The organism is Streptomyces sp. NPDC104202 (assembly GCF_055584185.1).
Map to the genome: position 1 here is coordinate 30,666 of NZ_JBVJMN010000054.1, position 24,468 is coordinate 55,133.

A 24,468-nucleotide genomic window follows, 5' to 3' on the forward strand; every position below is an offset into this window, starting at 1 on the left:
CGTCCGCGTCTCCCGCGTCTCCCGCGTCTCCCGCGTCTCCCGCGTCTCCCGCGTCTCCCGCGTCTCCCGCGTCTCCCGCGTCTCCCGCGTCTCCCGCGTCTCCCGCGGGACCGCCCCCGCCGACCCCGACGGGTCGACCCTGGTGCCCCGCACGGGGGTTGTGCTTTGCTGGGCCCATGACCCTGCTCGTGATGCGCCGCCACGTGGACTACGCGCGCGTCACGACCACGTCCTGTTCGGGCTGACCGAAGCCCGCCCCACCGGCGCCCCCCCGCCCTCGCGCGGACGCCGCGTCCCGCGCCCCGCGCGCCCACCCCGCACGGTCCGCCCGGCCGGTCCCTCCGCCTGCCCCGGGCCGGCGCGGGTCTCGGCGGCGGTGCCGCGCGCCCCCGTCGCACCCCGCAGGAGGACACATGAGCGTCCCGACCGTCACACCCGCCTTCACCCGGGAATGGGAGGAATGGCACCGGGCCAAGGACGCCCGGCTCGCCGCCGAGCACGGCTTCCTCGCCATCACCGGCCTGCACTGGCTCGCCGCCGAGCCCCTGCGCGTCCCCGGCGCGCCCGGCACCTGGTCGACCGGACCCGACGGCGTCACCGTCGCGCTCGACGCGGGGGAGGAGCTCCTCGTCGACGGTACCGCGGTCCGGGGACGGCACGCCTTCGGCGTCCTCCCCGAGCGCGGCGGGGTCGACGCCGTCTGGGGCGACGCCGTCATCGAGGTCGCCCGGCGCGGCGGCCACGACATCGTCCGGCCGCGGCACCCCGACCACCCGCTGCGGACCGCCTTCCGGGGAACCCCCGCCTACGCGCCCGACCCCCGCTGGGTGGTCACCGGCCACTACGTCCCCTTCGCCGAACCCCGGCCGACGACCGTCGGCGCCTCCGTCGAGGGCCTGCGGCACGTCTACGACGCGCCCGGCCGCATCACCTTCCGCCTCGACGGCCGCGAGCTGGGCCTGACCGCCTTCAACGGCCACGCCCCCGGCACCTTCACGGTCCTCTTCACCGACGAGACCTCGGGTGTCACCACCTACGCGGCCAACCGCGACCTGCGCGTCGACGCCCCCGGACCCGACGGCTCGGTCGTCCTGGACTTCAACCGGGCCACCAACCTGCCCTGCGCCTACACCGACTTCGCCACCTGCCCGCTGCCCCCGGCGGAGAACCGGCTCCCCGTCGCGATCGAGGCCGGGGAGCGGATCCCCCACGGGCGACGGGCCTGAGACCCGGGCCGCCGGCGGCACCGTCCACCGCCGGCGGCCCGGACCCCCTCAGTCGTGCAGGTTCTGCTCCGCCCAGACCACCTTGCCGGTGACGGTGCGACAGGAACCCCACCGACGGCAGAGCATGTTGATCAGCTGGAGGCCGCGCCCGCCCTCGTCGCTGAGGTCGGCGTGCTGGATCTGCGGCAGGTCCGGTCCGGTGTCGGAGACCTCCACGACGAGCCGCTCGCCCCGCAGCAGGCGGAGCTCACCCGGGCCGTTGCCGTAGCGCAGCGCGTTGCCCACGAGCTCCGAGACGACGAGTTCGCACACGTCGGCGAGGTCGGACAGCTCCCACGCGGCGAGCTGCTCGGTGACCAGGCCCCGCGCCACCGACGCGGCGCGCCCCTCGCGCGGCAGCTGCCACACCCGCAGGTCCTCGGTGGTGCCCGAGGTCTCTGCCGTGGTCGTCGCGGTGAGGATCACCGCCTCGTCGAACCGGGCGTCGCCCGCCGGGGCGCGTTCCACCAGACCGGCGGCCAGGTCAGGGCCGGCGCGCAGGTCGCGCGCCGCCGACCGCAGCAGGTCCAGCTGACGGTCCAGGTCGGCCGTGCGGGACTTGACCAGACCGTCGGTGTACATCACCAGGTCGCCGCCCTCGGGGACCCGTACCCGGACGGGGTCGTACGGGATCACCCCGGTGCCGAGCGGCGCGCCGACCGGCACGTCGACGAAGTCGGCGCCGCCCTGCCCGTCGAGCAGGAGCGGGGGCAGGTGCCCGGCGCTGGCCAGCGTGTACGTGGAGTCCACCGGGTCGTACACCGCGCACAGACAGGTCGCGACCTGCTCGTCCTCCAGGTCGCGGGTGGCGAGGTCCAGCCGGGCCAGGACGCGCTCCGGGGCCATGTCCAGGGTCATCAGGGTGCGCGCGACCGCCCGCAGGCGTCCCATGGTCGCGGCGGCGGGCAGCCCGTGGCCCATCACGTCCCCGACCATCAGCGCCGTACGGCCGCTGGGCAGGGCCATCACGTCGTACCAGTCGCCGCCGACCCCGTGGTGGGCCGTGGCGGGCGCGTACTCGGCGTGCAGCCGCAGCCCCGGCGTCACCGGCGTCGCGCGCGGCAGCAGGCTGCGCTGCAGGGACACGACGTGCTCGCGCTCGCGTCCGTACAGGCGCGCGTTGTCGATGAAGACGGCCGCCCGGGAGGCCAGCTGCTCGGCCAGCGCGAGGTCCGTGGTGGAGAACGGCGGCGAACCCGGGCCGCGGACGAAGTCGGCGCTCCCGAGCAGCAGCCCGCGGGCGATCAGGGGCACCGCGAGGTAGCTGTGCACGCCGGCGGCGCGCATCTTCGCCGCCGCGCTGGGCGTGGGCGCCACCTTGATGTAGTCGTCGTTGCGCATCCGGCTCAGGAGTACGGGCCGGCCCTGTCGCAGGCAGTAGCGGTGCAGCAGCGTCTCGTGCTGCTCCTCGGCCCGGACGAACGTCTCGCCGACCGGGGTCGGTTCCAGGGAGGACAGCTCCTCGACGGCGCACAGCGCGGCGGCCCGCAGCTGCGGCACGCCCGTGCCCGTCCACCGGGAGCCCTCCTCGCCGCGCAGGACGCTCTCCAGGATGTCGACGGCGGCCCCGTCGGCGAAGCCCGGCACGGTGAACTCGGCGAGCTCCTGCGCGGTCCGCTTGAGGTCCAGGCTCGTCCCGATCCGCGACGTGGCGGCGTTCAGCCAGGCGAGCCGGCCGCGGGTCGACATCCGGTCGAGCGGAACGCCCCCGTCGCTCCGGGCGAACCGCCCGCGCGCACCGGCCGACCGTTGCGCCGTCGAGCCCCGTCCGCTCGAAGCCCGGCTGGTCAGGCGCCTCCTCTGGTTGCCGCCGTTCACTCTTTCGGCCTCCACACAGGAACTCGAACGTTCTAGGTGCACAGCATGCACCGGAACCGGCCGCCGTGCACCAGCCATGCGGAAGACGGATGCGCAAGTCGACGCCGTGGCGCGGGCCGGAGGCCCGCGGACCGCCGGGCCGGCGCCTCAGCCGGAGGTCTCCTTCGCGGCCGTCTCGATCAGGGTGGCGACGGCCTCGGGCTGGGAGGCGAGGGACGCGTGGCTCGCGTCGAGCTCGATGACGGCGCGCGGGTTCATGCGGGCCGCCATGCGCCGCTCGTTGTCGGGATGGATCATGCGATCCTCGGTCGACACCTGGTACCAGCAGGGCTTGGACCGCCAGGCCGGCGCGGTCACCGTGTCGCCGAAGGTGGAGGCCCGCGGCGCCTTCTGCGTCACCGCCATGACGAGGGTCTCGTCCGGCGTGAGGTCCTGGGCGAAGCTCTCCTGGAACTTGTCCTGCTTGATCCAGAGGTAGCCGTCGGAGTCGGGCGCGATGTTCTCGAAGGCCGCCGGCGGGTGCTCCTGGCTGAGCCCTCCGGGGCTCTCGCCGGCGTCCGGGGCGAAGGCCGCGACGTACACCAGCGCCGTGACGTTGGGCAGGTCGCCGGCCTCGGTGATGACGGCGCCGCCGTAGGAGTGGCCGACGAGGACGACGGGGCCCTCGACCTGCCGCACCATCCGGCGGGTGCGCTCGGCGTCGTCGGCGAGCGAGGTGAGGGGGTTCTCGACGGCGTGCAGCCGGTCGAAGCCGCGCTTGCGCAGCTCCACGATCACCTTCGCCCAGTGGGCGGCGCCTCCCCAGAAGCCGTGGACCAGGACGACGGTGGGCTTGGCGCTCATGGCGGGGTTCCTTTGCGGGTTCGTGCGGCCGGCGACCTCGGGAGAACGCTCCGGTCCGGGCGGATGCCCGGCCGTGCCGGGAGGGCGGGTCGGCGGGGCGCGTCACTGGGAGCGAGTCTCCTCCGGACCGGCGCCCGCGGCGCGGTGCGAGGCGCAATGGAGTGACCCGCCCCGGCCGCGGCGGCGCACGGCCGCCTCGCGCGGGACGCCGTGGGGCCCGTCGAGCGCCACCGGACGCCGAGAGCCCGTCGGCGACGGCCGACGGGCCCCACGGCGTCCCCGGTGACACCCCGGTGACACCCCGTGTACGGGCCGGGACCTACGGCTCCTCGGCTGCCGCCGCCCTGCGCTCGGCCCGGAAGCCGGTGGCCACCACGGTGACCAGGCAGAAGGCGATGACGATCTCCGCCCAGAGGAAGGCGAGGTAGTCGATCAGCGAACCTTTCGGCGGTGTGCCCGGGGCGGTGTTGCGGAAGGCGGCCAGCGCGAAGAGCGTCGCGGCCATCCAGCCCAGGGCGGGCCAGGTCAGGCCCAGGCGCCGGGTGACGAGGAACCACGCGCCGGTGAGCACCGCGAGGGCGAGCGCCCACATGGCGGCCATCATGAACACGCTGAAGACGAGCACGCTGTTGGAGCGTGCCAGCGAGACGTCGAAGACGGCGGCGCCGTCGGCCTCGGTGGCGTCCACGCCCGCGGAGAAGAGCGCGTCCGCGTTGGTCAGCGTCATGCGGACGGGCACCTTCTCGCCGCCCATCGTGGCGCTGAACTCGAGGGCGGCCTCGTACGCGTCGAAGGGGTGGTCCGTGACCGAACCGCCCGTCAGGGTGACGGGCAGGTCCCTGGTGGCGATCCGGCTGTGCGCCGCGAACGACAGGTCGCCCCGGGTCGACGTCGACGTCTGGAGGGTCAGGTCACCGGCGGGTGAGACCCCGCCGGCCTCGGCGAGGTCGCCCCGCGGCGTGACGAGCACCCGCAGGGTCAGCTCGCGGCCCGCGGCGTCGACCCGCTGGATCGAGGCGTCGACGTCCACGCGGTCCGGCTCGCGGCTTCCGGCGCCGTACCGCGTGTCCAGGGCCTGGCGCTCGCCGAACTGGAGCCAGGTCCCCAGGGCGATGGCGGCCAGGACGAGCACACCGCCGATCACCGCGGGGAGGAGTCCGGCCCGGTCGGTGCGCCGGCGCCGGGCGCGGGGCGGCTGCGGCGGCTGGGTTCCGGCCGTCACTCGACCGGCTTTCCGGGCTGGTCGTGGGTGGCGCAGTGGATGCCGCCGCCACCGGTGGCGATGGTGTCGATGCTCAGCTGCACGACCTCCCGCTCGGGGAACTGGTCCTGCAGGATGCCCAGGGCGCGGTCGTCGGCCTTCTTGTCGCCGAACTTCGGCATGTACACGGCGTCGTTGCCGACGTAGAAGTTGGCGTAGGTGGAGAGGAAGTCCTCCGTGTAGCCGGTGACCAGGTCGGGGTCGGGCTGTGGGAGGTCGATGATCTCGAACGCGCGGCCCTGGGCGTCGGTCGCCTCGCTGAGCACGGCCATGGCCTGGTCGGAGGAGCGCGACCAGGAGTCGGCCGGCATGCCGGGGAAGGCCCGGTCCAGGAGGATCACGCCGGGCGCCGTGAACCGGACGAGGCTGTCGACGTGGGCGTCGGTGATGTCCTCGCCGCGCACGCCCTTCAGCCAGATGACCTTCTCCATGCCGAGGAGTTCCTTGAGCTCGGTCTCGATCCGGGCGCGGGACATGCCGCGGTTGCGGTTGTCGTTGACGATCGAGCTCTCGGTGATCAGGAGCGTGCCCTCGCCGTCCGTCTCGAACGAGCCGCCCTCGGCGACGAGCGGGGCCTGGACGCGCGGGATGCCGTACTTGCGCAGCAGGAGCCGGCCGACCAGGGCGTCGTTGTCGTGCGTCTGCTTGTTGCCCCAGCCGTTGAAGTTGAAGTCGACCCCGACGACCTTGCCCTCCTCCTCGACGAAGACGGGGACGGTGTCGCGCGCCCAGAGGTCGTCGACGGGCATGTCGATCACCTCCACGCCGGAACCGCAGGCCTTCTGGGCGGCGGCCCGCTGCTCGGGGCGGGCCATCATCACGACGTACTCGAACTCGGAGATGGCGCGGGCGACGCGTGCGATGTCCTGGCGCACGTAGGGGAGGTCGTCCTCCCAGACGGACTCGAGCGCGGGCCAGGACATGAAGGTGCGGGCGTGGCTCTCCCACTCGGCGGGCATGCGGATCCCCTCGTCCGAGGGGGCGGCCTGGCCGGTGGTGGGGGTGCCTGCCGACTGTCCCGGGTCGCCGGGGCCGCACGCGGTGGCGCCGAGGGCGAGGGCGCCGATGCCGGCGAGGACACGCAGCGCCGAGCGGCGGGAAGGGAGGTCGGACATGGGGGGTCTCCGATCGTGGGCTCGCGGGACCGGGAGTCCGGCAGGTGTGGGGGCGCCGGGTGGGGCGAGCGCCGCGCGCTCGTCTCCCGCCCCGTCCTCCAGGGTGCACGTACCGCTCCGAGAATCCCCGGTACCGCGAGGGGGGATACGGCCTTCGTGTCGCCACTGTGGCACTGACTGAAAATTCAGTCAAATTCTGTGCGATGCACTCCCGTGCACGTGGCCCCTTCGTCCGGGGTGCCGCGCCCCGGCGGTCAGCGGGGGAGTCGCTCCAGCTCCACCGTGACCGCCTCCCGCGTCAGCGCGCGGGCGTGGTCCAGCGGCAGGGCACCGCTCAGCCAGCGCGTGCTGAGACCTTCCAGGAGGGCGGTGAGCCGCTCGGCGGAGGCGGTCAAAGTCGGTGCGGGCGCGGTCGGCCGGATGCGGCCCAGCAGGTCGGCGACGTCGTGGATCCAGGCCAGGGTGGCGCTCGCGAGCTCGCCCCGCAGCTCCGGCTCGAAGATGGCGCTGGCACGCAGTTCGCCCCAGGCCGTACTGTTCTCGCGGACCTCGGGGAGGTCCTGGAACTCCAGCAGCAGCGTCTGCTCCAGTTCCTGCCGGGCGTCGTAGGGTCTGTCGGCCCCTTCGTCCTCGGAGGTGTACCGGTCGGCCCGGTCGCTGATGAACTCCAGGGTGTGCCGCAGGATGCCGGCCCGGTCCTTGAAGTGGTAGTAGATCAGCGCGGTGGACACCCCGGCCTCCGTCGCCAGCTCCTCCATGCGGAGCCCGCGTACCCCTCGCCGGGCTATGACCCGGGCGGCAGCTTCCAGGATGGCCCTGCGGCGGTCCGTGGCCACGTGATCCCCCTCTTGAACGGTCTGAGCCCACAGTGTCGCATATTGACTGAATCTTTAGTTAGAGGGCACGATGCGCGGGTCCTGCCCGTCGACCCGCGCCAGCCGTCCCCTCCCTGCGAAAGAGCCACCGCATGTCCGCTCAGCTTCCCGGTGTCCAGTCCGCCCACGCGGCGCTGACGGCCGACGACCCCCGCGAGATCGGCGGCTACCGCCTCCAGGCCCGGCTGGGGTCGGGCGGCATGGGCGTGGTGTACCTGGCGCACACGCCCGGCGGCCGGCCGATCGCGCTGAAGGCCGTGCGGGACGAGTTCGCGGGCGACCCCGAGTTCCGCCGGCGCTTCGCGCAGGAGGTGGCCAGCGCCGAGCGCATCCACGGCCTGTTCACCGCCCAGGTCGTGGCCTCCGGGGTGGACGCCCCGACACCGTGGTTCGCCACCGCCTACGTCCCCGGCCCTTCCCTGCACCAGGTGGTCCAGCGCCACGGGCCGCTGCCGGTGCGCACCGTCCTCCTCCTCGTCGCCGGCATCGCCGAGGCACTCCAGGCGATCCACCGCGCCGGCGTCGTTCACCGCGACCTCAAGCCCGCCAACGTGCTGATCGCGGAGGACGGGCCCCGCGTCATCGACTTCGGCATCGCCCGCGCGGCCGACGCGGTGGCGCTGACCGGCGCCGGGCTGAGCATCGGCACCGCGGCCTACATGGCCCCCGAGCAGGCCCTGGGGCGGCCGGTCTCCCCGGCCACCGACGTCTTCGCGCTCGGCGCGCTCGTCGCGTACGTCTCCGGCGGCGAGACCCCCTTCGGGGCCGGGCCGGAGTCCGCCGCGCTCTACCGGGTGGTCCACGAGCATCCGGACCTCGCGCCGGTCCCGCACGAGCTGCGGGACCTGGTGGCCTGGTGTCTGGCCAAGCGCCCCGAGCAGCGCCCCGGCACCGCGGAGCTGATGGCGGCGGTCCACGCCCATCCGCTGGTGGGGCCCCGGCACGAGTTCGCCGACGGCTGGCTGCCGCAGTCGATCTCCAGCGAGGTCGCCGGCCGGGCGGAGCAGGCCGCGCCCGCCGCGGCCGCGCCGGGAAGACCGGCGCCCGTCCACGCCCAGCCCACCCTGGCGGCCCCGCCCTCGGGCCGATCCTCGGCGGCCTCCCCGCCGGACCCGGAGCGCGAGGAGGGGTCCGCTCCGGCCTCCCGCCGCGCGCCGAAGCCCCGGCGCCGCCGGGCCGTGACGGCGCTGGTCGTCCTGGTGGTCCTCGCGGCGGTCGCCGGTGGCGCCTCTCTGCTGACCTCGCCGCGGGGGGAGGACGACCCGTCAGGGCGGGCCTCGGCGCCCGCCGTCTACCTGGCCGTCGGCGCGGGCGTCGAACTGACCTCGCCCGACGCCACCTACGAGTTCGACCTCGAGGCCGGGAAGGTGGTCCCGTCGGACACCGCCACCTGGTACCTGGCGCGCGAGCGGACCGAGTTCGTCCTCCCGGAGGACGGCGACGCCTTCGTGGCCCCTGGTGACGCCCTGACCCCGGCCGACTGCGTGCGGGGGATCGACACCGAGCCGGTCACCAAGGTCGCCTTCGCGGACGTCGCCGACGAGCGCCCCTTCTGCGTCCGCAGCGCCGACGGTCGCGACCTCGTGGTCGTGCGACTGGTCGAGGCGCAGGCGGACGGGGGAGCGGTCACGGCGGCCTTCGACCGCTATCGCCGGGCGGAGTAGGCGGGTGGGACCGACCCGCGTCGCGGCGGTGGGGTGGGCGGGCTTCGGAGGCGGCGGTCCGTCCGGTGCGCCATCGGTGCCCGCCCGGACCCTGCGGCGCGACGGACAGGGTGTTCCGTCCGCGGAGGCGCTCCCGCGGCCCCGGGAGCCGGCTTCCCGGCTCGGCGCGGCCGCGCGCCGCCACCGGGATCGATCCTGCCCGCCGCGGCCTTCGCCGGCACCGCGCGCTCGGGCGTCGCCCGCGCCCAGGGCCGTGAACCCGCCGGTGGAAGGCGCCCGGTAAGGTTCGGGCCATGGCGTCTCGCAGCACTCAGATCCTCGAAGCGGCCGCCCGGGTGATCGCCCGGCGCGGGGTCCGTGGCCTGCGCGTGGAGGAGCTGGCCGCCGAGGCCGGCGTGTCCACCGCGCTGATCTACTACCACTTCAAGGACCGCACCGGGATCCTGCGCAAGACGCTGGAGTTCATCAGCGACCGCGCGGAGCGGTACACGACCGACCGCGACCCGGAGGCCGAGCCCCTCACCCCGCGCGAGGAGCTGGACCAGACCCTCCTGCTGGAACTCCAGGACACCACCGAGGTCAGGGAGAACAGCAGCGCCTGGGGCGAGTTGCGGGCCAGCGCCGTCTTCGACGAGGTCCTCCGCGAGGACCTGGCGCGCTCCACCCTGATCTGGGTGCAGGAGGTGGCGGCCCTGCTCGGCCAGGTGCGTCCGATGGCCCCGGCCGTCGCCCTCACCGCCGCGGCCGAGCGCCTCACCGCCCTCCTGGAGGGCCTGAGCATGCGCTGGCTGAGCGGCACGCTCCAGATCGCGCACGCCAGGACGCTGATGAGCGAGGCGATCGACGCCGAGGTCGGGCGCCTGGCCGGCTGACGGCCGCCGGCCCCGGCGCGTCCTGCTCCACGCGGCAGCCTCCTCGTCCCGCAGCCGCCCCGTAGACCGGGTACGACTGCGAAATCCCACCCTCATCATTGACTGACATTTCAGTCAATGTCAGAGTGGCACCCCTCCCGCTTCCGGCCGCGAGGCAAGGGGTGGGGTATGTCCATGGGTGGGTCGCTTGGTCGAATCCCCAAAGCCCTGCCTCCTCTCTTGACTGAATTTTCAGTCGGGAGGAGGATGCTGTTCACACCGCGTACCCGTCCCGCTCCCGCGAGGCTGAGCCGGCCCACCGCCGACGGGTACTTCTGGCGAGACGAAGAGAGACCCGTGATGACTGCATTCCGTATGCCTGCCGAGTGGTCCGCGCACGAGGGGTGCCTGATGGCCTGGCCCGTCCGGGAGGACCTCTGGGGCTGCGTGCTGGACGACGTCAAGGAGGAGTACGCGAACGTCGCCCGCGCGATCGGCGCCTTCGAGCCCGTGACCGTGGTCGCGCCGCCCGGCCACGGCGACGAGGCCCGCACGCGGTGCGGCGACGGGATCACCGTGGTGGAGCTCGCACAGGACGACTCCTGGTTCCGCGACTCCGCCCCGATCTTCGTCCTCGACGCCGACGGCAACCGCGCCGGCGTGGACTTCCGCTTCAACGCCTGGGGCCGCAAGCACAGCCCGTACGACGCCGACGACCGCGTCAGCGGCCTCATCCTGGAGCACCTCGGAGTCGACCGGATCCCCTCCGGGATGATCCTGGAGGGCGGCGCCGTCACGGTCGACGGCGAGGGCACCCTCATCACCACCGAGCAGTGCCTCCTCCACCCCAACCGCAACCCCGGCATGAACCGGGACGAGATCGAGACGGAACTCAAGACCCGGCTCGGCGTGGACAAGGTCGTGTGGCTTCCCTACGGCGGTCTGCTGGACACCGAGACCGACGGGCACGTGGACGGCGTCTGCGCGTTCGCCGCTCCGGGCAAGGTCGTCGTCTCCCTGCCCGACGACCCCGCCCACCCCGACCACGCCCGGATGCGCGCCAACCGCGCCGTCCTGGAGAACACCACCGACGCCCAGGGCCGTCCCTTCGAGATCATCGACGTCCCCCAGACCGCGTACGCCACCGTCGGCGGCGGCGAGGTCGAGGTGTCCTACCTGAACTACTACGTGGCCAACGGCGGCGTCGTCGTCCCCGTGGCCGGAGTGCCCCAGGACGACGAAGCGCTCGCCGTCATCGCGGCCGCGTACCCCGGCCGGAAGGTCGTCGGGGTGCCAGCGCCCGGCATCGCCTACGGCGGCGGCGGGGTCCACTGCATCACGCAGCAGGTCCCCGCGGTCCCCGCCACCGCCTGAACCGAGACGGACCGCTCCCGGAGGGCCGCACCCGCGGCCCTCCGGCCTCCCCGCCCCCTCACGGAAAGAGAGCGCGACGATGACCACACCCCTGCCCGCCGGCGGCAGACGCCCCCGCCTCCGGCGCGGACGGATCGCCGTGACGACCGCCGTCCTCACCTCCCTCGCGGCCCTGGCGGCCTGCTCCGGCCCGCCGAAGGACTCCGGCGTCCCCGGCGGCGAGGTCAAGCTCTCCGCCTCGACGCCCCCGGCCCGCGGCCGGATCGACTCCTTCACCTGGGCCGTCTACGCCGAGCCGCCCACGCTCGACTACACGCTGGCCTTCGACTACCCCCAGAACACGATCCTGTCCAACGTGTGCGAGAGCCTGATGCGCTGGACCCCGGGCCTCACCCTGGAGCCCGGACTGGCCCGCAAGGCCTCCAACCCGGACCCCACCACCTGGGTCTACGACCTCCGCGCCGGCGTGAAGTTCCACGACGGCAAGGTCATGAGCGCCGACGACGTGGTCTACAGCCTCGACCGGCAGCGCGACCCGGACAACGCCGCGGCCTGGGCCCAGAACTTCCAGAACGTCGCCACGATCAGGAAGACCGGCCCCCTCCAGGTCACCGTCCGGCTCAAGAAGCCCGACTCCCAGTTCCCCCAGTACATGGCCACCGCCGCGGGCGTCGTCGCCTCGAAGTCCGGCGTCGAGGCGGCGGGCAAGGACTACGGCACCACCGGCGGGCTCGCCTGCACCGGCCCCTACGAGCTCGGCACCTGGAGCAAGGGCCAGTCGATCGAGCTCGACCGCTTCGACGGCTACTGGGGCACCCGGGCCAAGGCCGAGAAGGCCGTCTTCAAGGTCCTCACCGACCCCTCGGCCCGCACCAACGCCATGCTCAGCGGCGACGTCGACGGCGGCTACCTCATCCCCACCGAGAGTTACGGCCGGCTGCGCGACAGCGGCCGCGGCACCCTCTTCTTCGGCGAGGGCCTGAGCACGGTCAACGTCAACATCACCGACATGAAGGGCCCGCTCGGCGACCTCCGGGTGCGCAAGGCGCTCTCCCTCGCCCTCGACCGCTCCGGCTTCGTCAGGGCCGGCCTCGGCGGCGCCGGCACCGTCACCTCCTCGCTCACCACCCGCGCCGCCTGGGCCGGCGCCTCCGAGCCGACCCTCAAGGCCGCCTTCGACACCCTGCCGCCCACCACCCAGGACCTCGCGAAGGCCCGGGCCCTGATCAAGGAGGCCGGCGCCACCGGCAAGACGCTGACGGTCGCCACCAGCTCCATCGGCCAGGACGTCTCCCTCCTCGCCACCGCCGTCCAGGCCGCCGGCACCCGGATCGGCCTGAAGATCGACCTCAAGACCGTCGCGCCCAACGCCTTCACGGCGCTCTTCACCGACCCTGCGGCGCGCGAGGGCATCGACATGTTCCCGCTCACCTACTACGACTCGATCACCGACCCGCTGGACCTGCTGGCCAACTTCAGGACCGGCGCCTACCTGAACTTCGCCGGATACAGCGACAAGCAGTACGACGCGCTCGTCGAGCAGGCCACCGGCGTCTACCCGCACGACCAGCGCCTGCGGATCGAGGCCGAACTGCAGAAGAAGGCCGCCGAGCAGCTCCTGTGGATCCCGGTCGCCGAGTGGCCCACGGCCGTCTTCCTCAACAAGCGGATCACCGGCGCCCCCACGAGCATCGCGTACATGTACTACCCGTGGGCCGCCGACGTCGGCGCGGCCGAGGCGGGAGCCACCCAGTGAGCTTCCTGAGATTCGCCGCGCGCCGGGTGGCGGAGATGGCCGCCACCCTGCTCGCCGCGTCCTTCGTCGTCTTCGGGGCCCTGTACCTGGCACCGGGCAACCCGGCCGGCTTCCTGCTCTCCGGACGCTCCGCCTCGCCCGAGGCCCTCGCCGCGGTCAACGCCCAGTACCACCTGGACGACCCCTTCCTCGTCCGGTACCTGGGCTGGCTCGGCGACATCCTGCAGGGCGACTTCGGGCGGTCCATCACCTACCGCACCGACGTCTCCCGCCTCCTCGCCGACCGTCTCCCCACCACCCTGCTGCTCGTCGCGATGGCGCTCGTCGTCGTCGTGGTGATCGGCCTGGTCCTCGGCTGGGTCGCCGCCGTACGCGGCGGCGGCACCGACTCCGCGATCCTCGTCGGCACCGCCTTCGCCGTCGGAACCCCGTCCTTCGTCGCGGCCGTGCTCCTCCAGGTACTCTTCGCCGTCAACCTCGGCTGGTTCCCCAGCAGCGGCTCCGGGGCCGGCTTCCTCGACCAGGTGTGGCACCTCACGCTGCCGGCGGTCGCCCTCGCCCTCTACCTGATCGGCATGCTCGCCCGGGTCACCCGGTCCGCCATGGCCGAGGCCCTCGACAGCGAGCACGTCACCGTCGCCCGCAGCCGCGGCGTCCCCGAGCGCCGGGTCATCGGCCGCCACGTGTTCCGCAACTCTCTGGGCACCGTCCTCACCACCGGCGGACTGATCGTCTCCACCCTGCTGGTCTGCACGATCCTCGTGGAGACCGCGTTCAGCATCGGCGGCGTGGGACAGCTCCTGGAGCTGTCCACCACGACCAAGGACTTCCCGACCGTCCAGGCCATCTCCTTGATCATCGTCGCCCTCTTCATGGCCGTGAACCTCATCGTCGATCTGCTGCTGCCCCTGGTCGACCCGCGGATCACCCTCGGAACGAGGAGCTCCTCCGTATGACCGCCGTCCTGACCCGCAGGCCCGGCCTCGCGAAGATCCGCACCGCCCGGTCCCCGCTCCACCTGGCCTGCCTCGGCTTCGTCGCCCTCGTCACCCTCGCCGCGCTCCTCGCGCCCTGGCTGGTGCCGCACGACCCCAACGCCGTCGACCTCGGCAACGCCCTGGCCGCCCCCTCCCCGGAGCACCTCCTCGGCGTCGACGCCGCCGGGCGCGACACCTTCTCCCGGCTGGCCCTCGGCGCCCGCACCTCGCTCCTCGGACCGCTCGGGGTCGTCGTCTTCTCCACCGTCGCCGGCGTCGCCGTCGGCACGGCCGCGGGCTGGCGGGGCGGCTGGCTCGACTCCGTCCTCTCCCGCAGCACCGAGCTGGTCTTCGCCTTCCCCGGCATGCTCCTCGCGATCCTGATCATCTCGGTCCACGGCGAGGGACTGCTCGCCCCCGTCATCGCCCTCTCGGTCGCCTACCTGCCCTACGTCAGCCGCCTCACCCGCTCCCTCGTGCTGGCCGAACGCAAGCGCCCCTACGTCAGCGCCTACCAGGTCCAGGGCCACTCGGCCCTCCAGATCTGCCTGCGCCACGTCCTGCCCAACATCGCCCCCGTCGTCCTCGCCCAGTCCACCATCAACTTCGGCTACGCACTGATGGACCTCGCCGGCCTGTCCTTCCTCGGCCTCGGGGTACCCGCACTCACCCCCGACTGGGGACGCATGGTCTTCGACGGCCAGACCGCCGTCCAGCACGGCTACCCGCTGTCGGCGATCCTGCCCTGCGTGTTCATCGTGCTCACCGTCGTCGCCTTCAACGTGGCCGGAGAGCGCTGGGCCGACCGCGTCGCCAGGAGAGACCGATGAACCCGACGAAGACCCCGCACACCCTCGACGTCCAGGGCCTGCGCATCACCCTGCCCGGGACGGCACGCCCCGTCCTGGACGGCGTCGACCTCCACGTCGGCGCCGGCGAGACCGTCGCCCTCGTCGGCGAGTCCGGCTCCGGCAAGACCCTCACCTCGCGCAGCGCCCTCAACCTGCTGCCGCCCGGCGCCGTCGTCGAGGGCGCCGTCCGCGTCCACGGCGAGGACGTGCTCACCATGACCGGGGACCGGCTGCGCGCCCTGCGCACCGGCACCGTGTCCATGATCTTCCAGGACCCCCGCGCCGCCCTGAACCCGATGCGCCGCATCGGCGACTTCCTCGTCGAGAGCGTCACCCTCACCGGGACCATGACCAAGGCGGCGGCCACCACCCGCGCCGGCGAACTGCTGCGCGCGGTCGGCCTCGACGAGACCGCCCTGCGCAGGTACCCCGGCCAGGTCTCCGGCGGCATGCTGCAACGCGTCATGATCGCCGCCGCGCTCATGGGCGACCCCGCCCTCGTCCTCGCCGACGAGCCCACCACGGCGCTCGACGTCACCACCCAGGCCGAGGTCATCGCCCTCCTCGCCGAACTCCGCGCCCACTTCGGCACCGGTCTGCTGTTCGTCACCCACGACCTCGACCTCGCCGCCGCGATCAGCGACCGGGTGTACGTCATGTACGCCGGCCGGATCGCCGAGAGCGGACCCGCCGAGGACCTCTTCGCCCGGCCCCGGCACCCGTACACCTCCGCCCTGCTCGCCTCCACCCCCCGGCTGGAGGGCCCGCGGGGCAGGCTCGCCGCCATCGACGGCCGGCCTCCGGACCTCCGTGCGGAACTCGCCGGCTGCCCGTTCGCCACCCGGTGCCACCTGGCCACCGAGATCTGCGACCAGCAGGCCCCCGCACCGCGGTCCGCCCCCGGCCGGCCGCACCACCAGGCCGCCTGTCACCACAGCGACCGCCTCGAAGGGAGCCCCGTCGATGCCTGACACCGTCCTGGAGGCCGTCGGCCTCCACCGCACCTTCGGCAGCGTCCGCGCCGTCGACGACGTCTCCTTCACCCTCGCCGAGGGCGGCTCGCTCGGCATCGTCGGCGAGTCGGGCTCCGGCAAGACCACCACGGCACGGATCGTCGTCGGTCTCGAACAGGCCGACTCCGGCGACGTCCTGGTCCGCGGCCGGGCCCGCGACGCGCGCGGCCGCGGCCGCGCCCGCCGGCTGGCCCGCGCCCGCGAGGTCCAGATGGTCTTCCAGGACCCCTACCTCTCCCTGGACCCCCGGACCAGCGTCGAGCAGGTCCTGCGCGAGACCCTCCGCCTGCACTTCCCCGACGCCGACCACGACCGGCGGATCCGCGAACTCCTCGACCAGGTCGGCCTCGGCACCCGCGCCGCCGACGCGCGGCCCCGGCAGCTCTCCGGCGGACAGCGCCAGCGCGTCGCGATCGCCCGCGCCCTCGCCGTGGAGCCGGCCGTCCTCGTCCTCGACGAGGCGGTCGCCGCGCTCGACGTCTCCGTCCAGGCGCAGATCCTCAACCTTCTCGCCGACATCCGCGAGGAGACGCGGATCGGCTACCTGTTCATCACCCACGACCTCGGCGTCGTCCGCTGTGTCACCGACGACGTCATCGTCATGCGCCACGGCCGCGTCGTCGAGGCCGGCCGCACGGCCGAGGTGCTCGCCGCGCCCCGGCACCCCTACACCCGGCTCCTGCTGGAGTCCGTCCCCCGTCCCGGCTGGGACCCCGAGGCGATCGCCGCGGCCCGCCGGGCCCTCTGACCGGCATCCCCGCCCGCGCCACGCCGCACCCCCGCGCGCCGCTGCCGCGGCACCCTGCCCCCGCACCGGCCCTGGGGCCCGGCCCCGCGCCCCCCTCCGCCTCGCGGCCGCACCGCCCCGCGACGCGCCCCCACGCGGCGCGTCGGCGAACCACCGCCCACGCACCGAACCCGGTGGCGGACCGGGTGGTCCGCCGCGCGCCCAGCGCCGCGGCCCGCCCCGGCCCGCTCGCCGACACCCCCACCGCGCACGCACGTTGACACAGGAGGTCAACCATGAACCAACACGTCGCCCGTCACGCGGGCCCGGGGCTCAACCGGCGCCGGTTCCTCGCCGCGGCCGGCCTCACGGCCGCCGCCGGCGCAGCCATCACGACGGCGGTCCAGTCCCGCGCCGGGGCCGCGCCGTCCGCGCGCTCCTTCCGGGTCCCGGTCGAGGACGTGCGTCACACCCGCACGTGGATGGCGTTCCCCGACAGCACCTCGATCTGGGGCGACAAGCTGAGCGGCGTGCAGGCAGACATCGCGCTGATCGCCCGGACGATCGCGACGTACGAGCCGGTGGTGCTGTGCGCCAACCCCGGCAGCGCCGCCAAGGCCCGCACGCTGTGCGGCCCGACGGTCACCGTCATCACCTCGATCCCGGTCGACGACTGCTGGATGCGCGACACCGGGCCGGTCTTCCGCACGGACGGCTACGGCGGCCTCGACACCGTCGGCCTCAACTTCAACGGCTGGGGCAACAAGCAGGCGCACGCCAGGGACGCCCTCGTGGCGGAGCGGATCGCCGCCCACGTGGGCGTGCCCTTCACCTACGCCGACCTGGTCGGTGAGGGCGGCGCCATCGAACAGGACGGCGCCGGCACGCTGATGGCCACCCGCAGCAGCCTCGTGAACCGCAACCGGAACCCCGGGGTGTCCGAACGCGCGCTGGAGCGGGCGATGTGCGACGCGTACGGCGCGACCAAGGTCATCTGGTTCGACGGCGTGTACGGCCAGGACATCACCGACGACCACGTCGACGCGACCTCCCGGTTCCTGTCCCCGGGCGAGGCCCTCGTGCAGATGCCCGTCGCCGACGACGACGCCTACGCGCGCGACGCCCGCAGGCAGTACGACACCCTCTCCGTCGCGACGACCTCCGCCGGCCGGGCGATGGACGTGATGCGCCTCCAGGGCCCGGACTACCGCAGGATCCGCTCCACCGACCGGGACTTCCTGGCCTCCTACGCCAACTTCTACCTCTGCAACGACGCGGTCATCTCCGCCCAGTTCGGCGACCGGCGGGCCGACGAGGCCGCGCGCGCGACCCTCGCGCGCCTCTACCCGGACCGGTACGTCGAGCAGCTGGACATCGACCGTCTCGGCACGGGCGGCGGGGGCATCCACTGCGTCACCCAGCAACAGCCCGTCGCCTGACCACAGATGACTGAAATTTCCGTCAGTCAGTTCTGTCCCGGTCATTGACTGAAATTTGAGTCAGTCCCTAATGTGAGCGCACCGTGCAGCGCCCGCGGTTCCCCGCGGGCGCTGTGCCGATTCATGGACGCATCCCTGAACAGGAGCCCACATGGGGCCAGTTGGCGCGCAGACGCATGATTCCGTTTCGCAGACGGGCATCGAACAGCACTCGATCGACTGGGTGCCCCTCGCGGAACGGCACGGCAAACCCTCGGACGTCGGGGCCATCTGGTTCGTCGGCAGCCTCAACCTCACCGGCCTGGCGACCGGTGTCGTGACGCTCTCCATGGGGGCCACGCTCGTCTGGACGGTCGTCGCCACCGTCCTCGGCTCGCTCTTCGGGACGTTCTTCATGGCGTTCCACTCCGCCCAGGGCCCCCAGCTCGGTCTGCCCCAACTCGTCCAGTCACGACCGCAGTTCGGCTATCTCGGCGCCGCGCTCACCGTGTGGGTCTTCGCCCTGGTCAACTACGTCGCCTTCAACACCTCCGACGCCCTGCTCTCCGGCCAGGCCATGAACCTGCTCACCGGGATGCCCAACGGCGTCGGGTACCTGCTGGCCGCCGCGGTCGCGACGGTGATCGCCCTCTTCGGATACGACTGGATCCACCGCATCACCACGTGGCTCACCTGGCCGTTCGTCGTCGTCACCGCGGCCGTCACCGGGGCCGCCCTCCTCGGCGGCGGCCTGCCGGACGGCGTCTGGACGCCGGGCCCCTTCGCACTCGCCCCCTTCATGCTGGTGTTCGTCTTCGTCGCCGGCTTCCAGCTGGGCTGGGCCCCGTACGTCTCCGACTACTCGCGCTACCTCAGACCCGACGTCCCCGTCCGCAGCACCTTCTGGTGGACCTATCTGCCGAGCGCGGTCTCCGGCATCTGGGTGTTCCTCCTCGGCGCCGTGGTCTCCGCCGGCGCCCCCGAGGGCACCGACCCGGTGACCGCGCTGAAGCTGGCCGCCGACCGGCTGTTCGACGGCTTCGGGACGATCGCCGTCCTCGTGCTGCTGGTGGGACTGCTCTCCATCATGGCGATCAACCAGTACGGCGGCAGCCTCACCATGATCTCGATCGTCGACTCGTTCCGGCCGGTCAAGCCGACGCGGGCGATCCGCGTCACGACCATCGGGATCATGCTCGTCGCCGTCGGGACGGTCTCCACGCTGGTCGGCATCGACCAGTTCAACTGGTTCTTCGCGAACGTCGTCGTGGTCCTGACGTACCTGTTCATCCCGTGGACGGCCATCAACCTGGTCGACTTCTTCTTCGTCCGACGCGGCCAGTACGTCGTGAAGGAGATCTTCAACCCGCGCGGGATATACGGCCGGTGGGGATGGCGGGGGAACCTCGCCTACCTCGTCGGGCTGGTCTGCATGGCCCCCTTCATGGTCATCACCGGCCTCTTCGTCGGACCCGTCGCGAAGCTCCTCGGCGGCGTCGACTGCTCCGTCTTCGTCGGCCTGCCGGTGGCGGGCGCCCTCTACTGGGCCTTCGCCCGAAGCCTCGATCTGGCCACCGAACGCCGGATGGTCCGGGAGGAGGGGCTGCTGGACCGCCTGCACTGAACGGCCCGCCCCGCACGTACAGAACCTCGGAGAGAAGGAGCACCACGTGAACACGGAGCACGACGGCGAACGCCCCGGCATCAGCCGCAGAACCCTCCTGGCCCGGACCGGAGCGGCGGCCGCCGCCCTGGCGGTCGGCCCGGTGATCGGCGGTGTCCAGCCGGCCATGGCCGCCTCCTGGCGCGTCCCCGGCGAGGACGCCCCGCACAAGCGGACCTGGATGGCCTGGCCCTCCAGCTCGACGATCTGGGGCAACCTGCTGTCCAGGATCCAGGCCGACATCGCCAAGCTGGCCAAGGCGGTCGCCACGTACGAGCCGGTGATCATGTGTGCCGACGGCTCGTCGGCCGCCTCGCAGGCCAGGGCGGCCTGCGGATCCACCGTCACCGTGATCAGCTCCATCCCCGTCTCCGACTGCTGGATGCGGGACACCGGCCCGCTGTTCCGCGTCGACGGGGCCGGCGGCCTCGACTCCTTCGGCCTGAACTTCAACGCCTGGGGCGAGAACGCCACCACCTTCTACGGCCTCCCCGCCTCCGCCTACGCCAAGGACCGCCTGGTCGCCGGCCGCGTCGCGGCCTACGCGGGCGTCCCCTTCGCCAAGGCCTCCGTGGTCGGCGAGGGCGGCGGCATCGAGTACGACGGCGACGGCACCCTGATGGCGACCGAGAGCTGCTGGATCAACAGCAACCGCAACCCCGGCAGGTCGCGCAGCCAGATCGAGGCGGAGCTCCTCGCCCGCTTCGGCGCCACGAAGATGATCTGGCTGCCCGGCGTGAAGGGCTGGGACGTCACCGACGGCCACATCGACGGAACCGCCCGCTACATCAAGCCCGGCGTGGTGATGGTGCAGCTGGCCGGCTCCGTACGGCCCGACGTGTGGACCGCCAACGCCCAGGCCATGTACAACGTCCTCTCCAACGCCACCGACGCCAGGGGCCGCCGGCTCCAGGTCCTCACCATCCAGGGCCCCGACACCCTGCCCCGCATCCCCTCCGGACAGCGCGCCGACTTCCTCAGCTCCTACATGAACTGGACGGTGACCAACCAGGCCGTCATCACGACCCAGTTCGGCGACACCGCGAAGGACGCGGCCGCCAAGGCCGCGATCTCCGCCGCCTACGGCCGCCCCGTCGTCCAGCTCAACCTCGACAACCTCTACGGCAACGGCGGCGGAGGCGCCCACTGCGTCACGATGCAGGAGCCCACCCGCTGACCCCGCCCCCACCCGTCCTCCACCGAGCGACCGCCCGGGCCCCTCACGGGGACCCGGGCGGTTCCGCGCCGTCCCGGAGGCGTCACGGACGGCGGGTCAGACCCCCTTGCGGAGGGCTGGCGCAGGGCCGCCGACGCGGGCGACGTCGACGCGCTCGTCCGTCTGGGCGCCGTCCTGGCCGAGCGCGACGACGGGGAGGCCGCCGAACCGCTCTGGCGCCGGGCCGCCGGGCCGCCGGGCAGGGCCACGCCGGCGCCCGGCTCGACCTGGTGACGGCCCTGATGCGCAGGGGCGCGGCGGCCGAGGCCGAGCAGTGGCTCCGCACCGTCGACGTCCCCGCCGAGGCACCCGAGCCCGCGGCGCCCCCGCCGGACGGGCCCGACCTCGCCGCCGTGGCCGCCCGGCTCGGCGGACCCGCCCGCGCCGGCGACGACGACGCCCGCGCCGCCCTGGACCTCCTGGAGGGCGCGGGGCCGCGCCCGGAGGAGGGTCCCGACCCCGCGCCGGGGGCCTGAGCGCCGTCCGCCCCTTCCCCCGGACGGCCTTCCGGACTCGCCGTGCGCCGCGGCTCCCCTTCCCATGGGACTGGACCGGTCGGGGCAGGGTCGGGAGGCGTGATGTCGTGGGCGAACCGGGTGCGGCGCATCCGGGAGGGGGCGGAGCGCCGCTTCCCCGTGCTCACGGAACTGACCTCGCGCCTGGTGAGCGGGAACCTGCTGGACTCGGCGACCCGGCTCGCCGCGCAGACGTTCCTCGCCGCGATCCCCCTGCTGTTCGCCCTCGCCGCGTTCGCCTCGCTCGGCGTGCGGCAGCAGCTCGCCGAATCCCTGCGGGCCATGTTCGGGCTGTCCGGCGCGGCCGACGACCAGCTCCGGCAGGTCCTCGACCAGTCGGGTTCCGACGAGGTGCGGGAGACCACCGGCATCGTGGGCGCCCTCGTCGCCCTGGTGTCGGCCACCAGCCTCAGCCGCGCCATGTCCCGGGTCTGCGAACGGGCCTGGGGCCTTCCCAAGTCCGGGACCCGGATCGCGGCCTGGCGGTGGACGGTGTGGCTGCTCGCCCTGACCCTCGTGGTCTTCCTCCAGGCACCCATCCGCAACGGGTTCGGCGCCGGCGCCTGGCTGGGCACGCCGGTGTACTTCGTGGTCAGCACCGGCGTCTGGCTGTGGACCCAGCACCTCCTGCTCGCCAAGCGGATCGCCTGGCTGCCCCTCCTCCCCGGCGCCCTCCTCGCCGGAACCGCCACCACGGTCCTCGGACTCACGGCGCGCCTCTACATGCCGGGCGCCCTCGACCGGGCCCTCGCCGAGTACGGCTCCTTCGGCCTCGTCCTCACCCTGCTCTCCTGGCTCATCGTGGTCTGCGCCGCCGTCACCTTCTCCCTCACCATCGGTGCCGTCCTCGCCCAGGAACCCCCCTTGAGCCACCACCTCGGCACCGACCGCCCCCGCCCCGTCCCGCCCCCGCCCGCTCCGGGCCGCTCCGGCCGGCGGAGGGGGCGCGGCCGGAGCCGGTAGCCCCCGGACCGGGCACGGATCCCGGAGCCGGCCCGTTTCGGCGGCGCGGGTGCGGCAAGTCGCCTCACAGGGGCCGGCGGACCGGCCCGTACCGACGCGACGAAGGGACACGGCCATGGCGCGCGACGCATCCGATCCGGGTGGATCCGGCGGGCAGGCGGAGCCGGACGGGGCGAGGGGCGACGACGTCTACCAGCCCGCGCCGTCCGACGGGGACGACGGGACCTCCGGCGCTCCCGACCCGGAGAACGCCCTCGTGACGGATCCGCTCGACGACCCGGCCGTCCCCGGGTACTCGCCCCCCGAGCGCCCCCGGGGCGTCACCCGGCACGGCACGACGCAGCGGGAGCAGCGGGAGGGGCAGCCGCTCGACGCCCGGCTTGCCGAGGAGACCCCGGACCTGCCGCCGCCCGGGGACGACGGCGTCGGGGACCTGGCGGACGGCGCGGGGGAGCCCGTGGACGAGCAGGCCGGGGCCGTGAGGGCGGGCCGCCTCGTACCGGTCGACCGGCCGCCGGGCCGGCCGCAGGACCGCGCCGTCGCCCGGGACGTGGGCATCGACGAGGGCGCCGCGTCCGCCGAGGAGGCCGCCGTGCACGTGGAGACCGCGGTCGACGGCGCCGGGGAGCCGCGGGCTCCCGAAGAAGAGCCGTAGCGGGCCGCTCTCCCGCCGCATGGGCGGGAACCGGTGGGGCACCCGCCTCTCCGAAGAGCCGCCGACGAGGTGGAGGCAGACCGTGAACGGGCACAGGGACGACAGGACCGCACCCACGACGGGCGACCGGGCCGGACGGGTGGACCGCGGGGCCGGGCGCGCACGGGACGACGGACTCCGCGGCGACGGCGACGACGTGATGCGGCAGACCACCCCGTCCCAGGCGGAGGGGGAGCGATGGACGGACGAGGAGGAACGGGAGCGCGGAGCCGAAGGGCGCCGCAGGAGGTGACCCCGGGCCCGCCCGAGAGGGGCGGGCGTTCGGGGCGGCCCGCCGTCCTCCCCGTGGCGGACCGGACCGAGGAAGGAGGCGCCACCACCGACGTGACGTCCGGGGGACGCGGCCGTTGATGCCGGCCACCCCCGATCGAGACTCAGGGGACACCATGGACCTGGACTTCCTCACACCGCTCCTCGATCATCCCCGCCCCTGGGCCTCCGTGCTCGTGCGTGCCGTCCCGGACGACGAGGACGCGGAGAAGGGCCGCAGACTGCGTGACCGCGCCGTATTCGGGCGGCTCATCGACGACGGTGCCGACCCCGCCACCGTCGGTTCGGTCGCCGAACGCCTCGGCGTGGAACCGGAACCCGGCGCGCCGGGACGAGCCCTCTTCGCATCCCGGGACGAGGTCGTCCTCGACCTGCCGCTCGCGGTGCCGCCCCCCGAGGCCGACGTCACGTGGGCGGCACTTCCCCGTCTGGCTCCCCTGGTGTCCCTGTGCCATGAGGGCCCCGAGTGCCAGGTGGCCCTCATCGACCGGGCGGGCGCCGACCTGGAACTGTGGGAATCCGGCGGAGGAGGGCGGCCGCGCGTCACCGGGGGGCGGGGCGACGAGCGCTCCGCCATGCGCCACGACCGGTACGCGTGGCACTACACCACCCGGGTCGGGGGCGCCTGGGAGGAGACGGCGGAGGTCATCGCCGCCGAACTCGCGCGCCGCTGCCCGCAGGACGGCGGCACCCTGCTCGTCCTGGCCGGCGAACCGGGCGAACGCAAGGCCGTCAGGGAGCGCCTTCCCGGGCGGCTGGCCGGCCTCGCCGTCGAGGTGGAACACGGCAGCCGGACGGCCGGAGCGCCCACCGAGCGCTTCGGGCGCCAGGTCGAGCAGGCACGCGCGCGGTACGCCCGCGACCGCGTCGGGCGCGCGCTCGACGTCCTTCACTCGGGCCGTACCGGGCCGCGCGGGCGTCAGGGGGACGGCACAGCCGCCGAAGGGGTGCCGGCCGTCGTGGAGGCCGCGCGCGAGCGCCAGGTGGCCACCCTGCTGTTGGCGCGTGGCGCCTCCGATGCCGGCCTGCCCGTCTGGGTCGGCACCGGCGCGTACGACATCGCCGTCGGCCGGGGTGAGGCAGAGGGCCGGGGGTACCGCGGCCCGGAGAAGGTGCGGGCCGACGATGCCCTGATGCGTGCCTGCGTGGCCGGTGAGGCCGAAGTCCTCGCCGTGCCCCGGGACATGAGGGGGCCGCTCGGCGGGCTGGGTGCCGTGCTCCGCCGCGGCGCGTAGGCGGTCGCGTGCCTCACGTGGCGGGGGGGGGGGGGGGGGGGGGGGGGGGGGGGGGGGGGGGGGGGGGGGGGGGGGTGTGGTTT

At 73.9% G+C, this 24,468-nt stretch carries 22 protein-coding genes; 17 read left to right on the plus strand and 5 right to left on the minus strand.

Annotated features, from left to right (window positions below; genetic code table 11):
• Nucleotides 1–413 precede the first annotated feature (413 nt).
• On the plus strand, nucleotides 414–1,226 hold the full coding sequence (locus tag ACZ60W_RS28480; RefSeq protein WP_469758242.1) for a DUF1684 domain-containing protein: 813 nt from the start codon (nucleotides 414–416) through the stop codon (nucleotides 1,224–1,226).
• A gap of 48 nt (nucleotides 1,227–1,274) precedes the next feature.
• Here ACZ60W_RS28480 and ACZ60W_RS28485 read toward each other — a convergent pair whose 3' ends face one another.
• The 5 genes from ACZ60W_RS28485 to ACZ60W_RS28505 all read right to left on the minus strand — a co-directional run bounded on the left by ACZ60W_RS28485 (nucleotide 1,275) and on the right by ACZ60W_RS28505 (nucleotide 7,138).
• Nucleotides 1,275–2,954, minus strand: coding sequence for an ATP-binding SpoIIE family protein phosphatase (locus tag ACZ60W_RS28485; protein WP_469758243.1), 1,680 nt, complete (start codon nucleotides 2,952–2,954; stop codon nucleotides 1,275–1,277).
• Between the two features lie 276 nt (nucleotides 2,955–3,230).
• Nucleotides 3,231–3,926, minus strand: a complete 696-nt coding sequence (locus tag ACZ60W_RS28490; RefSeq protein WP_469758244.1) for an alpha/beta hydrolase — start codon at nucleotides 3,924–3,926, stop codon at nucleotides 3,231–3,233.
• A gap of 319 nt (nucleotides 3,927–4,245) precedes the next feature.
• Nucleotides 4,246–5,148: a DUF4436 family protein gene (locus ACZ60W_RS28495; RefSeq protein ID WP_469758245.1), complete on the minus strand. Its 903-nt coding sequence runs from the start codon at nucleotides 5,146–5,148 to the stop codon at nucleotides 4,246–4,248.
• On the minus strand, nucleotides 5,145–6,302 hold the full coding sequence (locus ACZ60W_RS28500) for an agmatine deiminase family protein (protein ID WP_469758246.1): 1,158 nt from the start codon (nucleotides 6,300–6,302) through the stop codon (nucleotides 5,145–5,147). Before ACZ60W_RS28500 ends, ACZ60W_RS28495 begins: the two co-directional genes overlap by 4 nt.
• 254 nt (nucleotides 6,303–6,556) lie before the next feature.
• A complete protein-coding gene (locus ACZ60W_RS28505) occupies nucleotides 6,557–7,138 on the minus strand; it encodes a TetR/AcrR family transcriptional regulator (RefSeq protein WP_469758247.1) in 582 nt (193 codons plus the stop codon).
• Between the two features lie 131 nt (nucleotides 7,139–7,269).
• Here ACZ60W_RS28505 and ACZ60W_RS28510 point away from each other — a divergent pair, with 131 nt between their 5' ends.
• The 16 genes from ACZ60W_RS28510 to ACZ60W_RS28585 all read left to right on the plus strand — a co-directional run bounded on the left by ACZ60W_RS28510 (nucleotide 7,270) and on the right by ACZ60W_RS28585 (nucleotide 24,385).
• On the plus strand, nucleotides 7,270–8,841 hold the full coding sequence (locus ACZ60W_RS28510; RefSeq protein ID WP_469758248.1) for a serine/threonine-protein kinase: 1,572 nt from the start codon (nucleotides 7,270–7,272) through the stop codon (nucleotides 8,839–8,841).
• Nucleotides 8,842–9,134: 293 nt separating this feature from the next.
• Entirely contained in the window at nucleotides 9,135–9,713 is a 579-nt protein-coding gene (locus ACZ60W_RS28515; protein WP_469758249.1) for a TetR/AcrR family transcriptional regulator, read from the plus strand.
• A gap of 339 nt (nucleotides 9,714–10,052) precedes the next feature.
• A complete protein-coding gene (locus ACZ60W_RS28520; RefSeq protein WP_469758250.1) occupies nucleotides 10,053–11,066 on the plus strand; it encodes an agmatine deiminase family protein in 1,014 nt (337 codons plus the stop codon).
• A gap of 79 nt (nucleotides 11,067–11,145) precedes the next feature.
• Nucleotides 11,146–12,822, plus strand: coding sequence for an ABC transporter substrate-binding protein (locus tag ACZ60W_RS28525; protein ID WP_469758251.1), 1,677 nt, complete (start codon nucleotides 11,146–11,148; stop codon nucleotides 12,820–12,822).
• On the plus strand, nucleotides 12,819–13,778 hold the full coding sequence (locus ACZ60W_RS28530) for an ABC transporter permease (protein WP_469758252.1): 960 nt from the start codon (nucleotides 12,819–12,821) through the stop codon (nucleotides 13,776–13,778). Before ACZ60W_RS28525 ends, ACZ60W_RS28530 begins: the two co-directional genes overlap by 4 nt.
• Complete coding sequence (locus ACZ60W_RS28535; RefSeq protein ID WP_469758253.1) at nucleotides 13,775–14,629, plus strand: ABC transporter permease; 855 nt, start codon at nucleotides 13,775–13,777, stop codon at nucleotides 14,627–14,629. Before ACZ60W_RS28530 ends, ACZ60W_RS28535 begins: the two co-directional genes overlap by 4 nt.
• Nucleotides 14,626–15,621: an ABC transporter ATP-binding protein gene (locus tag ACZ60W_RS28540; RefSeq protein WP_469758254.1), complete on the plus strand. Its 996-nt coding sequence runs from the start codon at nucleotides 14,626–14,628 to the stop codon at nucleotides 15,619–15,621. The genes ACZ60W_RS28535 and ACZ60W_RS28540 overlap by 4 nt, the downstream gene beginning before the upstream one ends.
• The gene (locus ACZ60W_RS28545; RefSeq protein ID WP_469758255.1) at nucleotides 15,614–16,411 is read left to right on the plus strand and encodes an ABC transporter ATP-binding protein; all 798 of its coding nucleotides are present in this window, start codon (nucleotides 15,614–15,616) and stop codon (nucleotides 16,409–16,411) included. Before ACZ60W_RS28540 ends, ACZ60W_RS28545 begins: the two co-directional genes overlap by 8 nt.
• Nucleotides 16,412–16,686: 275 nt before the next feature.
• Nucleotides 16,687–17,829 carry an agmatine deiminase family protein gene (locus ACZ60W_RS28550; RefSeq protein ID WP_469758256.1) on the plus strand — a complete coding sequence of 381 codons (1,143 nt, stop codon included), beginning with the start codon at nucleotides 16,687–16,689 and terminating at the stop codon, nucleotides 17,827–17,829.
• A gap of 223 nt (nucleotides 17,830–18,052) precedes the next feature.
• Nucleotides 18,053–19,432: a purine-cytosine permease family protein gene (locus ACZ60W_RS28555; protein ID WP_469758257.1), complete on the plus strand. Its 1,380-nt coding sequence runs from the start codon at nucleotides 18,053–18,055 to the stop codon at nucleotides 19,430–19,432.
• 46 nt (nucleotides 19,433–19,478) lie between these two features.
• A complete protein-coding gene (locus tag ACZ60W_RS28560; protein ID WP_469758258.1) occupies nucleotides 19,479–20,648 on the plus strand; it encodes an agmatine deiminase family protein in 1,170 nt (389 codons plus the stop codon).
• A gap of 281 nt (nucleotides 20,649–20,929) precedes the next feature.
• On the plus strand, nucleotides 20,930–21,163 hold the full coding sequence (locus ACZ60W_RS28565) for a hypothetical protein (RefSeq protein WP_469758259.1): 234 nt from the start codon (nucleotides 20,930–20,932) through the stop codon (nucleotides 21,161–21,163).
• A gap of 102 nt (nucleotides 21,164–21,265) precedes the next feature.
• Nucleotides 21,266–22,165, plus strand: a complete 900-nt coding sequence (locus tag ACZ60W_RS28570) for a YhjD/YihY/BrkB family envelope integrity protein (protein WP_469758260.1) — start codon at nucleotides 21,266–21,268, stop codon at nucleotides 22,163–22,165.
• 115 nt (nucleotides 22,166–22,280) lie between these two features.
• Nucleotides 22,281–22,820, plus strand: coding sequence for a DUF5709 domain-containing protein (locus ACZ60W_RS28575; RefSeq protein ID WP_469758261.1), 540 nt, complete (start codon nucleotides 22,281–22,283; stop codon nucleotides 22,818–22,820).
• A gap of 82 nt (nucleotides 22,821–22,902) precedes the next feature.
• Nucleotides 22,903–23,112, plus strand: a complete 210-nt coding sequence (locus tag ACZ60W_RS28580; protein WP_469758262.1) for a hypothetical protein — start codon at nucleotides 22,903–22,905, stop codon at nucleotides 23,110–23,112.
• Nucleotides 23,113–23,266: 154 nt separating this feature from the next.
• The gene (locus ACZ60W_RS28585) at nucleotides 23,267–24,385 is read left to right on the plus strand and encodes a baeRF2 domain-containing protein (protein WP_469758263.1); all 1,119 of its coding nucleotides are present in this window, start codon (nucleotides 23,267–23,269) and stop codon (nucleotides 24,383–24,385) included.
• The last annotated feature ends 83 nt before the right edge of the window (nucleotides 24,386–24,468 follow it).

Coding starts and splice junctions, on each gene's coding strand:
- ACZ60W_RS28545 (WP_469758255.1), top strand. CDS start 15,614: ATGCCTGACACCGTCCTGGAGGCCGTCGGCCTCCACCGCACCTTCGGC.
- ACZ60W_RS28520 (WP_469758250.1), top strand. CDS start 10,053: ATGACTGCATTCCGTATGCCTGCCGAGTGGTCCGCGCACGAGGGGTGC.
- ACZ60W_RS28540 (WP_469758254.1), top strand. CDS start 14,626: ATGAACCCGACGAAGACCCCGCACACCCTCGACGTCCAGGGCCTGCGC.
- ACZ60W_RS28510 (WP_469758248.1), top strand. CDS start 7,270: ATGTCCGCTCAGCTTCCCGGTGTCCAGTCCGCCCACGCGGCGCTGACG.
- ACZ60W_RS28575 (WP_469758261.1), top strand. CDS start 22,281: ATGGCGCGCGACGCATCCGATCCGGGTGGATCCGGCGGGCAGGCGGAG.
- ACZ60W_RS28570 (WP_469758260.1), top strand. CDS start 21,266: ATGTCGTGGGCGAACCGGGTGCGGCGCATCCGGGAGGGGGCGGAGCGC.
- ACZ60W_RS28485 (WP_469758243.1), bottom strand. CDS start 2,954: ATGTCGACCCGCGGCCGGCTCGCCTGGCTGAACGCCGCCACGTCGCGG.
- ACZ60W_RS28525 (WP_469758251.1), top strand. CDS start 11,146: ATGACCACACCCCTGCCCGCCGGCGGCAGACGCCCCCGCCTCCGGCGC.
- ACZ60W_RS28515 (WP_469758249.1), top strand. CDS start 9,135: ATGGCGTCTCGCAGCACTCAGATCCTCGAAGCGGCCGCCCGGGTGATC.
- ACZ60W_RS28585 (WP_469758263.1), top strand. CDS start 23,267: ATGGACCTGGACTTCCTCACACCGCTCCTCGATCATCCCCGCCCCTGG.
- ACZ60W_RS28550 (WP_469758256.1), top strand. CDS start 16,687: ATGAACCAACACGTCGCCCGTCACGCGGGCCCGGGGCTCAACCGGCGC.
- ACZ60W_RS28490 (WP_469758244.1), bottom strand. CDS start 3,926: ATGAGCGCCAAGCCCACCGTCGTCCTGGTCCACGGCTTCTGGGGAGGC.
- ACZ60W_RS28565 (WP_469758259.1), top strand. CDS start 20,930: ATGCGCAGGGGCGCGGCGGCCGAGGCCGAGCAGTGGCTCCGCACCGTC.
- ACZ60W_RS28535 (WP_469758253.1), top strand. CDS start 13,775: ATGACCGCCGTCCTGACCCGCAGGCCCGGCCTCGCGAAGATCCGCACC.
- ACZ60W_RS28480 (WP_469758242.1), top strand. CDS start 414: ATGAGCGTCCCGACCGTCACACCCGCCTTCACCCGGGAATGGGAGGAA.
- ACZ60W_RS28500 (WP_469758246.1), bottom strand. CDS start 6,302: ATGTCCGACCTCCCTTCCCGCCGCTCGGCGCTGCGTGTCCTCGCCGGC.